The 14,581-nt window shown below is 67.9% G+C and carries 15 protein-coding genes; 2 read left to right on the plus strand and 13 right to left on the minus strand.

Annotated features, from left to right (window positions below):
- Nucleotides 1-8: 8 nt before the first annotated feature.
- From WAX14_RS01715 to WAX14_RS01735, 5 genes are all read right to left on the minus strand, one after another.
- On the minus strand, nucleotides 9-1,574 hold the full coding sequence (locus WAX14_RS01715; protein ID WP_422626370.1) for a uroporphyrinogen-III synthase: 1,566 nt from the start codon (nucleotides 1,572-1,574) through the stop codon (nucleotides 9-11).
- Nucleotides 1,575-1,637: 63 nt separating this feature from the next.
- Nucleotides 1,638-2,657, minus strand: coding sequence for a hydroxymethylbilane synthase (gene hemC / locus WAX14_RS01720; RefSeq protein ID WP_422626371.1), 1,020 nt, complete (start codon nucleotides 2,655-2,657; stop codon nucleotides 1,638-1,640).
- On the minus strand, nucleotides 2,654-4,078 hold the full coding sequence (locus tag WAX14_RS01725; protein ID WP_422626372.1) for a glutamyl-tRNA reductase: 1,425 nt from the start codon (nucleotides 4,076-4,078) through the stop codon (nucleotides 2,654-2,656). The genes hemC and WAX14_RS01725 overlap by 4 nt, the downstream gene beginning before the upstream one ends.
- Nucleotides 4,075-4,944, minus strand: coding sequence for a redox-sensing transcriptional repressor Rex (locus WAX14_RS01730; protein WP_422626373.1), 870 nt, complete (start codon nucleotides 4,942-4,944; stop codon nucleotides 4,075-4,077). The genes WAX14_RS01725 and WAX14_RS01730 overlap by 4 nt, the downstream gene beginning before the upstream one ends.
- 157 nt (nucleotides 4,945-5,101) lie before the next feature.
- Nucleotides 5,102-5,392 carry a glutaredoxin family protein gene (locus WAX14_RS01735; RefSeq protein WP_422626374.1) on the minus strand — a complete coding sequence of 97 codons (291 nt, stop codon included), beginning with the start codon at nucleotides 5,390-5,392 and terminating at the stop codon, nucleotides 5,102-5,104.
- A 152-nt stretch (nucleotides 5,393-5,544) separates the two neighbouring features.
- On the opposite strand from WAX14_RS01735, the gene WAX14_RS01740 reads away from it, so the two are divergent.
- On the plus strand, nucleotides 5,545-6,534 hold the full coding sequence (locus tag WAX14_RS01740) for an HAD family hydrolase (RefSeq protein WP_422626381.1): 990 nt from the start codon (nucleotides 5,545-5,547) through the stop codon (nucleotides 6,532-6,534).
- A 30-nt stretch (nucleotides 6,535-6,564) separates the two neighbouring features.
- On the opposite strand, the gene WAX14_RS01745 is transcribed toward WAX14_RS01740, so the two are convergent.
- The 8 genes from WAX14_RS01745 to WAX14_RS01780 all read right to left on the minus strand — a co-directional run bounded on the left by WAX14_RS01745 (nucleotide 6,565) and on the right by WAX14_RS01780 (nucleotide 13,703).
- Nucleotides 6,565-7,635, minus strand: coding sequence for a lysophospholipid acyltransferase family protein (locus WAX14_RS01745; protein ID WP_422626375.1), 1,071 nt, complete (start codon nucleotides 7,633-7,635; stop codon nucleotides 6,565-6,567).
- A complete protein-coding gene (locus tag WAX14_RS01750; protein ID WP_422626376.1) occupies nucleotides 7,632-8,699 on the minus strand; it encodes an NAD-dependent epimerase/dehydratase family protein in 1,068 nt (355 codons plus the stop codon). The genes WAX14_RS01745 and WAX14_RS01750 overlap by 4 nt, the downstream gene beginning before the upstream one ends.
- A 241-nt stretch (nucleotides 8,700-8,940) precedes the next feature.
- Nucleotides 8,941-9,042, minus strand: a complete 102-nt coding sequence (locus WAX14_RS01755) for a 30S ribosomal protein bS22 (protein ID WP_003402602.1) — start codon at nucleotides 9,040-9,042, stop codon at nucleotides 8,941-8,943.
- A gap of 227 nt (nucleotides 9,043-9,269) precedes the next feature.
- A complete protein-coding gene (locus WAX14_RS01760) occupies nucleotides 9,270-9,509 on the minus strand; it encodes a helix-turn-helix domain-containing protein (protein WP_197250589.1) in 240 nt (79 codons plus the stop codon).
- A gap of 144 nt (nucleotides 9,510-9,653) precedes the next feature.
- Entirely contained in the window at nucleotides 9,654-10,472 is an 819-nt protein-coding gene (proC, locus tag WAX14_RS01765; protein ID WP_422626377.1) for a pyrroline-5-carboxylate reductase, read from the minus strand.
- 63 nt (nucleotides 10,473-10,535) lie between these two features.
- The gene (locus WAX14_RS01770; protein ID WP_422626378.1) at nucleotides 10,536-11,489 is read right to left on the minus strand and encodes a sugar phosphate isomerase/epimerase family protein; all 954 of its coding nucleotides are present in this window, start codon (nucleotides 11,487-11,489) and stop codon (nucleotides 10,536-10,538) included.
- Nucleotides 11,490-11,499: 10 nt separating this feature from the next.
- Nucleotides 11,500-12,753, minus strand: coding sequence for a hypothetical protein (locus WAX14_RS01775; RefSeq protein ID WP_422626379.1), 1,254 nt, complete (start codon nucleotides 12,751-12,753; stop codon nucleotides 11,500-11,502).
- Entirely contained in the window at nucleotides 12,750-13,703 is a 954-nt protein-coding gene (locus WAX14_RS01780; protein ID WP_422626380.1) for a hypothetical protein, read from the minus strand. Before WAX14_RS01780 ends, WAX14_RS01775 begins: the two co-directional genes overlap by 4 nt.
- A gap of 45 nt (nucleotides 13,704-13,748) precedes the next feature.
- On the opposite strand from WAX14_RS01780, the gene WAX14_RS01785 reads away from it, so the two are divergent.
- Nucleotides 13,749-14,546: a hypothetical protein gene (locus WAX14_RS01785; RefSeq protein WP_422626382.1), complete on the plus strand. Its 798-nt coding sequence runs from the start codon at nucleotides 13,749-13,751 to the stop codon at nucleotides 14,544-14,546.
- Nucleotides 14,547-14,581 lie beyond the last annotated feature (35 nt).

Here is a 14,581-nt window from a genome sequence, read left to right on the forward strand (position 1 = left end):
GGGTGGAGTCAGCGCCGGGCTCGGGACTTCTTACGCGGCGGCGGCAGCGCACCTTCGGCGCGCAGTCGGGCGGCATGCTCGGCGAGCGCCTCGACCAGCGGCCCGACCTCCGCCGTCTCGGGCTGCACGTCCACCCGCAACCCGAACTCGATCGCCGTCTCCGCGGTCTTCGGGCCGATGCACGCAACGATCGTGCGCGCGTGCGGTTTACCGGCGATGCCGACGAGATTGCGAACCGTCGACGACGAGGTGAAGCACACCGCGTCGAAACCGCCGGTCTTGATCATCTCGCGGGTCTCCGCCGGCGGCGGCGCAGCCCTGACCGTGCGGTACGCGGTGACATCGTCGATCTCCCAGCCGCGATCGCGCAAACCCTCCGCGAGGGTCTCGGTGGCGATGTCCGCACGCGGAAGCAGCACCCGGTTCACCGGGTCGAAAACGTCGTCGTACGGGGCGAACTCGGCGAGCAAGCCCTCACTGGACTGCTCCCCGGTCGGCACCAACTCCGGGGTGATGCCGAACGAACGCACCTTGTCGGCGGTCGCCTGACCGACACACGCGATCTTCACGCCCGAGAACGCGCGCGCATCCAAGCCGAACGCCTCGAACTTCTCCCACACCGCGCGCACCGCATTGGTGGACGTGAACACCACCCACTGGTAGCGACCGTCCACCAAGCCCTTGACGGCCCGCTCCATCTGAGCGGGACTGCGCGGCGGCTCGACCGCGATGGTCGGCACTTCGATGGGGATCGCACCGTGGGTGACGAGCCGATCGCTCATCTCACCGGCCTGGTCCTTCGTGCGCGGAACGAGGACCGTCCAGCCGTACAGTGCACGCGACTCCCACCAGGAGAGCTTGTTGCGGTGGGAGACGACCTTGCCGACGGTGACGATCAGCGATCCCAACAGTTCGGAACCGGCGTCGTTGAGGGTCGCGAGCGTCGCTTCCACGGTGCGCTGCTGACGGGTGGTGCCACGAACCGTGATCGCGGCCGGGGTCTGCGGAGCCCGACCGTGCTCGACGAGAGCACTGGCCGTCTCCGCCAGGTGGCCGGAGGTCGCGTGCAGCACGAGGGGGCCGGGGGCGGCCGCGAGTGCCGCCCAGTCCATCTCGCCGCGAACGTCGACCTCGGTGTGACACGACCCCAACGCCATGCCGGCGTAGCTCGGCACCGCCGACCCGGAGGGCAGACCCGGCAGCACCTCGAACACCACCTGGGTTCGGGACACCGCATTGACCTCGGCGATCACCGAATCGGTGGTCATCGGATCGCCGGAGACCAGACGCACCACATCGTGCCCGTTCCTGGCCTCGGCGACCAGCGTCTTCGCGACCTCGGCAGGCTCTCCGAGCGCGGGACGGACCTCGGCGATCGACTCCCCCGTCTCCGGGTTCCGGTCGGCGGTGGTGCCGACGAGCGTGACGACGGCCCGGTCGACGTCGGGATCGGTGAACGCCATCGTGGCGCGTGTCAGCACATCGTGTGCACGCACGGTGAGCAGCGCCGGGTCACCCGGCCCCGATCCCACGAACAGGATCCGTCCGGGAGTGTGCTTGCGGACTCGGCTCATCGGTGATTCTCCAGTGCGATCAAAACTGCGGTATCGGGACAACGGGAAGGAACGCGCGGGGTGTCAAACATCTGCGGCACCTTCTTCGGTCGACTCGGCGAACCCCGGTTCGGTGACCATCAGTTCGCGGGCGCCGAGATCGAGGAGTTCTCGGGCGACGCTGCGGCCCAGTTCGTCGGCGCGATCCAGCGGTCCGACGGCGCTCGCGCGGATCGCATCGGAACCGTCGATCGCCGCGGCACAACCCCGCACCGACAGTTCCTCGAAAACCCTGCCGTCGTCGTCGAGGGATTCGACGACTTCGGCGAGGGCACCGACCGGCGCTGTGCAGCCGGCCTCGAGTTCGGCGAGCAGTGCACGTTCGGCGACGACCGCGGCGTGGCTGGCCGGATCGTCGAGTCGGCCGACCGCGGCGATCAATTCCGTGTCATCGGCGCGGCACTCGACGGCGAGCGCACCCTGGGACGGTGCCGGCAGCATCTGTACCGGTTCGAGCGACTCGGTGATGCGGTCGGTACGCCCGATCCGGGACAACCCCGCACGGGCGATGACGATCGCGTCGAGTTCGCCGGATTCGACCTTGCCGAGCCGGGTGTCGATGTTGCCGCGCAGCGGCCGAATGTCGAGTCCGAGACCGAGTACGGCGAGTTGGGCACGGCGCCGCGGCGCGGATGTGCCGATCGTCGACCCGGGCGGAAGTTCGCCCAGTACCAGGCCGTCACGTGCGACGAGCGCATCCCGCGGATCCTCGCGAGGCGGCACCGCGGCGATGACCAACCGCGGATCCTGGGCGGTCGGGAGGTCCTTGTACGAGTGCACGGCGATATCGACGTCGCCGGCGAGTAGCGCCTCACGCAGTTCCGCGGTGAACACACCGACACCGATGCGCTCGACCGGCGCCATCGACGTGTCGCCCTTGGTCGTGATGATCACCAGCTCGGCGGGATGCCCGGCGGCGATCAGCGCGTCTCTGACGGTACCGGCCTGTGTGGTGGCGAGGAGGCTGCCGCGCGTTCCGATTCGCAGTGTGCGGCTGCCGGCCCGGTCGTCGCTCCGGGTGACCGATGCGGCCTCGGCGCTCATGCCTGCCTGTCCTTTCGTGGAGCCCGAAGCTCCGATGTGAGTGCGGGATCGAGGGCTGCGGACAGGTCGGCCAGGCCGACCGGGTCCGGCAGGGCGCCCGGCTCCTTCGCCGTTGGCATGGCGACGGCCTCGACCGCACCGGGACGAAGTTCGAACAGTTCGCGCAACGCCTCGGCATACTGGTCGCCGCCGGGCGTGGACGCGAGTTGTTTCACGCGCACCGTGGGCGCATGCAGGAGTTTGTCGACGACGCGACGGACCGTCCGGGCGACCTCACCGCGTTCCCCGTCCCCGAGGTCGGGCAGGCGGGACTCGAGGCGCATCAGTTCGGCCTCGACGACCTCGGCGGCACGCTGCCGCAGCGCGGTGACCGTCGGGGTGACCTCGGCGAGACGCTGCGCGGTCAGATACTCGGACAGTTCGGCGGCGACGATCGCGCGAGCGGCTTCGGCGTCGGATGCGGCCGCGCCCGCGGCGGGATCGTCCTGCAACGCCGCCATGTCGAGGACGGTGACATCGGGCAGACCGGAAACGGATACGTCGACGTCGCGGGGCAGACCGAGATCGCAGATGACGAGTGGGCGGTCCGTTCCGCGGCCGGGTTCGGCGAGCGCGCGATGCGCATCCGCGAGGGTCACCACGGTCCCGACCGCGCCGGTACAGGTCACCACCACGTCCGCTTCCGCGAGCGCGGACGCGAGATCGGTGAAGGCGACGACGTCGGCCACGACGCCGTTGCCGCGGGCGGTGTCGGCGAGGCGCTCGGCACGGTCTCTGGTGCGGTTGGTCACGATGATCCGATCGATCCCGGCGCGCGTCAGGTGCGCGACCGCGAGTCCGCCCATCGCGCCTGCACCGATGACGGCAGCGGTGCGGCCGACGAGACCACCGAGGCGGATACCCGCCTTGTCGAGGGCCACCGACACCACGGACGCGCCTGCCGAGTCGATGCCGGTTTCGCTGTGCACCCGCTTGCCGACCCGCAGCGCCTGCTGCGCGAGTTCGTGCAGCGCGCGACCCGCGGCCTGCTGGGCGTCGGCGCTGGCGTACGCCGAACGGATCTGGCCGAGGATCTGTTGCTCGCCGACGACCATCGAGTCGAGGCCACTCGCGACCGAGAAGAGATGTTCGGCCGCGGCCTCGCTGTATCGCACGTATGCGTGCTGGTGCAGATCGGACAGGCTCAGACCGGAATGCTCCGCCATCAGAGCGCTGACGTCGGCAAGCGCGCCGTGAAACGCATCGACGACCGCATACACCTCCACCCGATTGCAGGTGGAGACGATCATTGCCTCGGAGACGTGCCCGGACGACATCATCTTGTCGGTCAGTTTCGGCCGATCCGTGTCGGTGACCGCCACCTTTTCCAACACGGACACCGGGGCACTCCGGTGCGAGATCCCGACGAGGAGAACACTCACGGTGCGATCACCGACCCGTTTCTTGTCACGGCCGAGCCCAGCGGGCCCGACTTCCCGGACGAGGCCCGATGCGGGGCGCTCGCTACCTTCACCGCCGCTCCGAGTGGACCGAGTGGCTGCGCGATTCCGGCGGGACGTCCGTCACCGGAAGCGTGGGCCAACTCGTCGTTTCGGACGCTGTTGAACGAGAGCACCTGCATCTCGACGGCAAGATCGACGCGACGCACTTCGACATGCTCGGGCACGTCGAGTTCGGTCGACGCGAAGCTGAGGACGCTGCGCACCCCGGAGCGGACCAGGACGTCGCATACCGTCTGGGCGGCATCGCACGGGGTGGCGACGACCCCGACCGTCGCACCGAGTTCGCGGGCGCCGGATTCGAGCCCGTCGACGTGCCGGATGGTCAGTTCGCCCACGCGCGTGCCGACGAGTGTCGGGTCGGAGTCGAACAATCCGGCCATGGTGAATCCGCGGCGGTCGAAACCCGGATACCGGGCGAGCGCGCGACCGAGATTGCCGACACCGACCAGCACGACACGGTGCCCGCGATCCAGTCCGAGCGCGTTCTCGATACGCGCTTGCAGACGCAGCACGTCGTAACCGACGCCGCGCACACCGTTCGGCCCGAGGAACGACAGGTCCTTGCGGAGCTTCGCCGATCCGACCCCGGACGCGGTCGCGAGTTCCTCGCTGGAGACGATGAGTGTGCCGGTGTCGGCGAGCCCACCGAGGACCCGAAGATAGGTCGCGAGACGCGTGACAGTAGCCTGGGGGATATCGCGCACCGGAACTCCGGGAGAGGCACCCCCGCCGGTCCCGGCGGTACCGCGGGCGCCGTCGCCCTGCGGTGGGTGCGGCTCTGTCACGTTCGAGGCTCCTCGTCCGGCCGACGGATACACGTCGGTCCTCACGGTGATCCGGGTTTCGTTCACACCACGGTAACCGCTTGTGAAGCCATGCACAAAGTTGCTCCGAGGGCCCCGAATGTGCTCGCTACCTGCGCGACGACCGCATCGGTCGCGGTCACCGTGCGAGATCGGCCCTCAGCCGCGGTTCGTCGACCTCCCAGTAGCTGTGCTCACGGCCGTCGAGAAGAACGACGGGCAACCGGTCGCCGAACTCGGCGCGCAACTCGGGATCCGTTGCGGCAGCGACGTCGACATCGACGCACGTCACGGTCAGCCCGAACTCCTCGCACACCTGCTCGAGCTGTTCACGAGCAGGCGCGCACGCGCCGCATCCGGCGCGGACGAGGAGGGTGACGTCGTGGGCGGGTGCGGACGGGCGTGCGGCACCCGGACGGGACTCTGTCATTCCCCCACTGTGCCGCATCGCCTGCGGAGATGAACGTCACACACGCGGTCCCCGCGTTCGCTCCCGCCCGGAACCCGGCCCGGCCGCGGGCTAGGCTGAGCGCGTCGTCCGCTGCCCGCGGCGACACGGCCGTCGTGACACCGGAGGTGCGAGTGCCTGGACGTTCATTACCGTACGGGGCAGGATTCGGTGAGTCGCTGCCCGGGCTCATCCGACCCGGGCGCCCCCGGCTGTTCAGCAAGTTCGGTCCCAGCGAAGCCGAGGTGCGCGCGAACCTGGCCGGTGAAGCCAGTGCCGACGCCGCACTGGCGTTGCACGAGGCCAGAGCCGAGTCGCCGGTCGGCGCCGACACCGGGACACCGGCGCCGCGCGACCTGACCGCGGCCGCGTTCTTCGACGTCGACAACACCATGGTGCAGGGCGCCTCGATCATCCACTTCGCCCGCGGACTGGTTTCTCGCGACTACTTCCGTAAATCCGATCTGTTCGAGTTCGCGTGGCAGCAGGTGAAGTTCCGGATCACCGGCAAGGAGAATTCGAACGACGTCGCGAGCGGTCGCGAGAAGGCATTGTCGTTCGTGCAGGGACGGTCGACGGGCGAACTGCGCCGGCTCGGTGAGGAGGTCTACGACGAGATCATCGCCGACAAGATCTGGCCGGGAACGCGCGCGCTCGCGCAGATGCACCTCGACGCAGGCCAGCAAGTGTGGCTGGTCACCGCGACTCCCGTCGAACTGGCCGACGTCATCGCCAAACGGCTCGGATTGAGCGGCGCGCTCGGCACCGTCGCCGAATCGAAGGACGGTGTGTTCACCGGCCGGCTCGTCGGCGACATCCTGCACGGACTCGGCAAGGCGCACGCGGTGCGTGCCCTCGCGATCCGGGAGGGGCTGAACCTCAAGCGATGCACCGCCTATTCCGACAGTCACAACGACGTGCCGATGCTGTCGTTGGTCGGCACGGCCGTCGCGATCAATCCCGATGCCGACCTGCGGGAACTCGCCAAGACCCGCGGCTGGGAGATCCGCGACTACCGGACCGCACGCAAAGCCGCGAAGATCGGCGTTCCGACCGCGCTGGGAATCGGTGCGGCAGGCGGGGCACTGGCGGTCCTGCTCGGACGCCGACGCGACCGCGTGTAACCGCCGGGACCCTGCTCGCCCAGGCCCGGCTCAGCCCAGAAACACGTTCCGGCGTCGGGTGAGCAACTTGTACAGCGTCTGCTGAATGGTTTCCCGCACGTGATCGGTGACCTCGAACAACACCATGGGGTCGTCGGCCGCCGACTCCTCGTACATGTCGGTGGGGATCGGGGTGCCGAACTCGATGTACCACTTCGACGGCAGCGGAACGAGCCCGAGCGGACCGAGCGCCGGGAACAGCGGTGTGACCGGCAGGTAGGGCAGTCCGAGAACGCGCGCGAGCGAGGTGAGATCGGCGATGTTCGGGTAGATCTCCTCGGAGCCCACGATCGAGCACGGCACGATCGGGGCGTGCGACTTCAACGCGGCGGACACGAACCCGCCACGGCCGAACCGCTGCAGCTTGTATCGCTCGCGGAACGGCTTGCCCAGTCCCTTGTAGCCCTCGGGGAACACCGCGACCACCTGGTCGTCGCGCAGCAGTCGCTCGGCGTCGGGATGACAGGCGAGCGTGTGCCCGGCCTTCCTGGCGACGGTGCCGACGACGGGCATGTCGAATGCGAGATCCGCGGCGAGCATCCGCAGCGGCCGGTGCGCCTGATCCCACACGGCGACGGACGTCATGAGCGCGTCGATCGGGAGAGTTCCGGCATGGTTGGCCACAACGAGCGCGCTGCCGTCGGCGGGAATGTTCTCGATACCGCGGACCTCGACGCGGAACCACTTGTCGAACAGCGGCCGCAGTACCGGCATCATGACGTTTTCGGTGAAATGCGGGTCGAATCCGAAATCGTCGACGTCGTAGTCGCCGGTCAGGCGGCGACGCACGAACTCCGCGGTGCCGGTGACCTGATCGATCGCGCTCCAGCGGAGATCGTCGAGGAAACCGTCCGCCGCGGTGTGTTGCGTCGGCGGGTCGAACGGGTCGACGTCTCGTCCCGCGGGGTGTCCACTGCCTGGTTTCGACGCGCCGCGGTGGGGCCCGTCCGTGCCGCCGCGCTGGGTCGGGCTCGTGCCACCGCGCCGTTGCGCATTCGTACCACCGCGCCGTTGCGCGTTCGTACCTCCGTGCAGGGGAATGACTTTCGCAACCTGCGTCATCGTGCCTCCGTCTTCTCTCCCAATGCGGAGAGCACCGTCGATTCGGCTCGATCGACCCATTCGGTCTTCACGATGCGACTCATCCCGATACTGCGGGCGAAGTCATCGAGTGCATCCTTCGTGGTCCATCGCGGTTCGAACCCGAGTTCGGTGCGCATCCGGGTGGTGTCGAGTCCGCAGCCGAAGTGGAAGTAGTCGAGTTCTTCCTTGGTGAACGACTTCATGACCGATCCCATGAGCGCGTGTCCCGCGGTGCGGAACAGGCCGTACGGCATGGGCACGGCGAGACCACCCGCACGTCGGACGGCCTGCGACAGCATCACGATGCCGTCACCGGCGACATTGAAGGTTCCCGAAGATCCGGCAACCGTGGCCCGTTCGAGGGCGGACAGTGCGTCCTCTTCGTGCAGCAATTGCATCCGGGCATCGCGCCCGAACACCGTCGGCACCAGCGGCGACGTCAGATAGCCGGACACCGATCCCGGCAACCTGTTCCCGACAGTGGGGGCGAGCCGCAGGATTGTGGTGGACAGGTCGCTGCGCCGACGCGCCAGCCCCCGCAGATATCCTTCGATCTCGATCATGTCGCGGGCGAAAGCTCCGGTCGGACGACGGCGGGCGCTCATCTCCTCGGTGAATTTCGCCGGGTCCTTGGCGCTGGAGCCGTACACCGCCGACGACGACCGCAACACCACACGCCGAACCGACGGCACCTTCTGACACACCGCGAACAACTGCATGGCACCGAGGACGTTCATGTCCTTCATCGCTGTGCGACTACCGGATTTCGGCGCCTTGGTGACTGTCGAGGCATGGACGACCGTGTCGACGTCCATATTGCGGATGACCTTGCCGATCAGGGGATTCCGAATGTCGGCGAGGACGAACTCGGCGCGGCCCATTCGGCGCAGCATGTCCTTGGTAGGCGACTGGGTGTCCACCGCGATCACCCGTTCGATCGCAGGATTCTGCGCGAGGCGGGTGACGAGATATCCGCCGAGGAAACGGCTGGCACCGGTCACCAGAGCGACCTTCGGCGGCTCGGGCTCCGCAGTCGACGTCACGCGCAATCCCCTGTCTTCAGTCGTACTGTCCCCTGCCCCCGCCACCCGGCGAACCGGCGCGTGTCCCGTTCCCGGTAGCTTCCGCCCCCGCGGTATGGGTTCCAACAATACGGTGAGTTACCCGAACCTGCATTACGCAGAAGTAACAGCTGTTCCCGAATACCGCACAACGGTCGAAATGCCACGTGAAATGCCGGATGCCCGCCACCGACACGGTGGCGGGCATCCGGAATGCCGAAATCTACTTGCCGAGTTTACGACGCTGAACGCGCGTACGACGGAGCAGCTTGCGGTGCTTCTTCTTCGACATGCGCTTGCGGCGCTTCTTGATAACAGAACCCATGGCGGGTATCCCTCGTTCTCTCTAGCGGTCCTGCGCACGCCGGTGACGTACGCCTCTCAGTTGACGCTGGGCCTCGTGGTGACGAGCTCAGCGCCTTACGACACCGGCTGGCCGGTACGACGACTTGCAATCGTACCGGGACAGGACCACCGCGCGAAAACGAGGTCCGCTCCGATCGCCGGGTCACGCCCGGCGACAGTCACCCGGTAGGGATCACCCGGTAGGGGTCACCCGACGTCGAAGTACGACGTTTCCAAATAGTCGTGAACAGCCTTTGCATGGACGCGGAACGACCGTCCCACGCGCACGGCAGGCAGTTCACCACTGTGGACCAACCTGTACACGGTCATCTTCGATACCCTCATCAGCGCCGCGACCTCGGCCACGGTGAGAAATTGGGTACCGGCGAGAACCGACTGTCCGTCCTGGGGCTGTTGCCCTTTCGACGGTGTGTTTCCAGAAACCATTGGACACCTCCGGCACGTCCCGCGCCGCCAGCTTCCCCACCGGCGGAACAGACACGCACGTGCTTGTCCGAGCTTAGCGTGACGATTGGTTCCTGTGCGACGGTGCGGACAACGAATATGATCGGCGCACGCTCGGTTCGTCGCCTATTCGCCGGTGACGCCCAGTTCGGCGGAACGATCACGGGCGGCGGTCAGCGCCTCGTAGAACGCGATGCGCACCCCACCACGTTCGAGCTCGCGGATGGCTGCCGCGGTGGTTCCACCGGGTGAGGTGACCGCCGCACGCAGGTCCGGGGCGCTCTCCCCGGGCCGGCTCAGCATCGCCGCCGACCCGGTCATCGTCTGCACGACCAGTTCCGTCGACACCGCGCGGCTCAGCCCCAACGCGACACCGGCGTCGATCATCGCCTCGGCGACCAGGAAGAAATACGCGGGACCCGAACCGGACACGGCGGTGACCGCGTCGATCTGCGGTTCCGGGACGGTCGTGACCGTTCCGACGGACGACAGGATCTCCCGTACCAACTCGAGATGCTCGGCCTTCGCGTGCCGGCCGGCTGCGATGGCGCTCGCCCCCTCACCCACGAGCATCGGCGTGTTCGGCATCACCCGCACCACCGGGAAACCGGCGGGCAGCTTGTTCTCGTACCTCGACGTGGGGATACCGGCGGCGAGCGACACCAGCATCTGATCGCGATCACCGTCGAGGTCCGCACTCGCCAGATCGGCGAGGACCGCGTCCACGTCGCCGGGTTTGACGGCAACGACCAGAACATCGGCGCCTTCGGCTGCGTCGGCGACCCCGGAGGTCACCCGGATCGAGTACTCCTGCGCCAGCGTATCGGCACGTTCCGCGAACTTTTCGGAGACGACGAGATCCTTCGTCGCGAATCCACCCTGCAGCAGGCCCGAGACGAGGGCCTCGCCAATTCTGCCGCCACCGATCACCGCAATTCTCGTCATGACCCCAGCCTGCCACGCCCCTGGAACACCGCGGTACGCGCCCTGTCGGGCACCGGCGTGAACTCAGGCGTCGCCGTGCTCGTCGCGGGCATTCGCGTCCGGCTGGTCCGGTTCGATCCGCACGAGTTCCGTGGAACGCGGCCGCACCGGACCCGCCGTGATCGCGCGGCGCGGGGGCCGCGCGAGGTGTTCGCGCGCGAAGTTGAGCGCACGCCGCAGCAGTACCGTCCGCTCCGCACGGGTGCGCGCGCTCTGCGTGTTCACCTCGAGCACCACCTGGCCGGAGAAGTCGCCGCCGGCGAGCCGTCGGCACACCTCGGCACACGGTTGCGCACCGTCACCCGGGATGAGATGTTCGTCGAGGGACGCACCCCGACCGTCCGCGAGGTGCAGATGCGCCAGCCGTTCCCCCATCCGGTCCGCGAGCGCCATCGCATCCATCCCCGCGGTTGCGGTGTGCGACAGATCCAGCGTGTAGTTCGCGAATCCGGTGTCCGTCGGATCGATGGACGGGCTGTATGCCGATACCGCCCTGCCCGGCCCGCCGCGCCGACGCAGCCGTTCTGCGCTGCGGCTACCGAAGAGGGCATCGGCCCGCATCGGATACATGTTCTCGACCGCAACCGACACGGCGCTGCGTTCCTCCAACCGCGCTACCTGATCGGCGAACCCGTCCGCATAACGGCGCTGCCACCGAAACGGCGGATGCACTACGACCGTCCCCGCGCCGAGCGTCTCGGCGGCCCAAACCGACCGATCGAGTTTGTCCGCAGGATCCGAACCCCACACGCGCTGGGAGATCAGCAGGCACGGCGCGTGGACGGCGAGCACCGGCATCGCATATTTGCGGACCAGGGACTGCACCGACCCGACATCCTGGCTCACCGACTCCGCCCAGACCATCAGCTCGACACCGTCGTAGCCGAGGTCCGCCGCAAATCGGAACGCCGCCTCCGTGGTTTCCGGATATACCGACGCGGTGGACAGCCCGACCAGGATTCGCTGCGCCCCCGCCATCACGTTCCCTTCAGCCGTTCGGCAACAAGAACAAGAGTGGACCGAACGTGACGAACGCCCCGACGGCCAGTGCGATGAGCTGACTGGTGATGTCGTCGGTCCTGCGCAGGATGCGCACGACCGCCACCAGTCCGACGATCACCAGCAATGCCAGCGCGAACGCGACCCACGGCAGCAGGTCCCACAGCCTTTCGAAACCCTTGAACAGCAGTGCTCCGGCGACGATCGCCGCGAGGCTCTCACCGGCCAGCATTGCCCACTGCCGGAGACCACCGGCTCGATCGTCGCCTGCGCCCTCCGGGTCGGCGTTCTCCGCGCCGTCGACTTCGGCGTCCGTGCCGTCGTGATTCTTGCCGGCACGTGGCGTGTCGTCCGGTGCTGTGTCGTCGCGGTTCTTGCCGCCCTTGCGTCGCCGTCGACCGCTCGCTCCGGTCGTGTTCTTCGACTCCGCGCCGGTGTGCGCGTCCGTCGAACCCGACGTCGCCGAAACTGTCCCATTCGCCGGTGTGTTCGGCTTTTTCGGATCGGCACCGGCGGTGCCGGCGATCAGATCCGTGTCGTCGAACGAGTCTGCGTCGTCGGAGCCGGTTCCACGCAGGTCGCTGGCCGGCCCGGACAGCAACCGGGGCTCGGGCCCGTCGGCCGGTCGAGGGAGGACCGGCGCGGCGGGAGCAACGACCGCTGCGGAGGTCCCGGTCGTCTCCAGGTGTGCCCGCGCCCGGCGCGGCAGCGCGGACATTCGGATCACCTCGGTCGGCGATTCGATCTTCGCACCGTCTGCGGTGGTCGGCGCGTCCGCAGTGGGGTCGGGTGTGACGGGATCGGGTGTGACGGGATCGGGTGAGGTGACGACGGTGGGCGCCGGGTCGGGGACGTGACGCTTCGCCGGTTCGGATGCCGGGGCGGCTGCCGTGGAAACCTCTGGCTTCGGTAGCTCGAACTTCGGGGGCTCGGGCTGCTGGATCTCGAACTCGCGAATTTCGGGCGTGGGAGATTCCGGCTCGAGCAGCTCCTGCTCGGGGGATTCAGGCTGGGGAGAATCAGGCTCCGGGGGCTCGACCTCCGTGACTTCGGCGACCGGCTCGGCGGGCGGTTGCTCCGCAGCAGGAATGATCGGTATCTCGCCGGTCAGTTCGGCAACCGAGATCCCGCCGCTGGTGCCTCGGCGCCTGCGACCACCTGCCCTGGAGTCCACCGACTTGCCGTTGCGCGCGAGCAGCTCGGCGACCGAGATCTGCCCGGTATCGGGTTTCTTCTCCGTCATCCGGCGGCCACCACCAGTTCGCCCCCCATCTCCGTGTCCAGTTTGCGCAGGATGAGTCCTTCACGCAGTGCCCACGGACAGATTTGCACCGACTCCACCCCGAGTGCCCGCATGCTCGCCTCGGCGACGAGCGCGCCCGCCACGAGCTGCTGCGACCGGTCCGCACTCACTCCCTCGAGTTCCGCGCGATCCGACGTGGTCATCCGTGAGATGAACGAGATGAGCTGCCTGAGCCCGCTCACGGTCAGCGTCCGAGGCACCCGGATTCCCGCCGACGACGGCGCGGCGCCGGTCAGCCGCGCCAACGTACGGAACGTCTTCGAGGTTGCGACCGTCAGGTCCGCGTCGCCTGCTCCGCGCAGGTGTTTGGCCGGTTCGGCGAGTTCCGCGTCGAGCCAGTCCCGTAGCGCCGCGATCCGCCGCTTGCCCGGTGGGTCCTCCCGGAACCAGTCACGGGTCAATCGGCCGGCACCGAGCTGCAGCGAGTACGCGACATCGGGATCCTCGTCGCCACCGAACGCGAGTTCGAGGGATCCGCCGCCGATGTCGAAGTTCAGGATGCGTCCGGCACTCCAGCCGTACCAGCGACGAACAGCCAGGAACGTCAGCCGGGCCTCGTCCTCACCGGAGAGCACGTCGAGGGCGACACCGGCCTCGGTCCGCACCCGGTACAGCACCGCATCGGAGTTGCGGGCGTCGCGCACTGCGGAGGTCGCGAAGGCCATCAGCTCACCGCACCCGGAGGTGCGGGCGATGTTCTCGAATTCGTGGACCGTCTCGACCAGCCGGTCGGCACCCGACACGTTGATGTTGCCGTCCTCGTCGAGGCACTCGGCCAGGCGCAAGGTGGCCTTGGTCGAGCTCATCGGCGTCGGGTGCCCGCCCCTATGGGCATCCACCACGAGCAGATGAACTGTATTGCTTCCGACGTCGAGTACCCCTAGCCGCACATACACAAGGTACTGGGTCTACCGTCGGACCCTGTGACAGCAGGTATGTCCGGCCGCGAATCCAAGCTCGATCCGGCCCCGGAAGTTCCCCTCGATTTCCCACGAGAGTGGGTCGAGTTCATCGACCCCGACAACGACGAGCATGTGATATCCGCAGATCTGACCTGGCTACTTTCACGCTGGACCTGCGTGTTCGGCACGCCGGCGTGTCAGGGCATCATCGAGGAGCGGCCCGATGACGGCTGCTGCTCGCACGGTGCATTCCTGTCCGACGACGAGGACCTCGACAAGCTCAACGCGGCAGTGAAACATCTCACTGCCGACGACTGGCAGTTCATCGACAAGGGACTCGGCAAGAAGGGTTATCTGGAGGAAGACGACCTGGAGGACGAACCCGCGTTGCGCACCCGACGGCACAAGGGGGCGTGCATCTTCCTGAATCGTCCCGGCTTCGAGGGCGGCATCGGCTGCGCATTGCACAAGATGGCGTTGCGGCGCGGCATCGAACCGCTCGAGATGAAGCCCGACGTGTGCTGGCAGTTGCCGATCCGCCGCACACAGGACTGGGTGGAACGTCCGGACGGTACGGAGATCCTCCGCACCGTCGTCACCGAGTACGACCGGCGCGGCTGGGGTGAGGGCGGGCACGACCTGAACTGGTACTGCTCCGGCTCACCCGACGCGCACGTCGGGTCCCGGCCGGTGTGGCAGTCGTACGCGCCCGAACTGCGCGAGCTTCTGGGCGTGGCTGCATACGACGAACTCGCGCGACTGTGCCGGCGACGCGAAGGACTCGGGTTGATCGCGGTGCATCCCGCGACAATCGCCGCCGGAACCTCGTGACCGGTGTGTGGTTTCGGTAGCGGCCGCTACCGAAA

Origin of the sequence: Rhodococcus sp. (in: high G+C Gram-positive bacteria) (assembly GCF_049299235.1) — a bacterium.
In the GTDB taxonomy this organism is placed as follows: domain Bacteria; phylum Actinomycetota; class Actinomycetes; order Mycobacteriales; family Mycobacteriaceae; genus Rhodococcus.

Excerpts from the sequence above, each read along its gene's own strand:
- WAX14_RS01775 (WP_422626379.1), bottom strand. The coding sequence starts at position 12,753 with ATGACGGAGAAGAAACCCGATACCGGGCAGATCTCGGTCGCCGAGCTG.
- WAX14_RS01735 (WP_422626374.1), bottom strand. The coding sequence starts at position 5,392 with ATGACAGAGTCCCGTCCGGGTGCCGCACGCCCGTCCGCACCCGCCCAC.
- WAX14_RS01760 (WP_197250589.1), bottom strand. The coding sequence starts at position 9,509 with ATGGTTTCTGGAAACACACCGTCGAAAGGGCAACAGCCCCAGGACGGA.
- WAX14_RS01715 (WP_422626370.1), bottom strand. The coding sequence starts at position 1,574 with ATGAGCCGAGTCCGCAAGCACACTCCCGGACGGATCCTGTTCGTGGGA.
- WAX14_RS01770 (WP_422626378.1), bottom strand. The coding sequence starts at position 11,489 with ATGGCGGGGGCGCAGCGAATCCTGGTCGGGCTGTCCACCGCGTCGGTA.
- WAX14_RS01745 (WP_422626375.1), bottom strand. The coding sequence starts at position 7,635 with ATGACGCAGGTTGCGAAAGTCATTCCCCTGCACGGAGGTACGAACGCG.
- WAX14_RS01785 (WP_422626382.1), top strand. The coding sequence starts at position 13,749 with ATGTCCGGCCGCGAATCCAAGCTCGATCCGGCCCCGGAAGTTCCCCTC.
- proC (WP_422626377.1), bottom strand. The coding sequence starts at position 10,472 with ATGACGAGAATTGCGGTGATCGGTGGCGGCAGAATTGGCGAGGCCCTC.
- hemC (WP_422626371.1), bottom strand. The coding sequence starts at position 2,657 with ATGAGCGCCGAGGCCGCATCGGTCACCCGGAGCGACGACCGGGCCGGC.
- WAX14_RS01755 (WP_003402602.1), bottom strand. The coding sequence starts at position 9,042 with ATGGGTTCTGTTATCAAGAAGCGCCGCAAGCGCATGTCGAAGAAGAAG.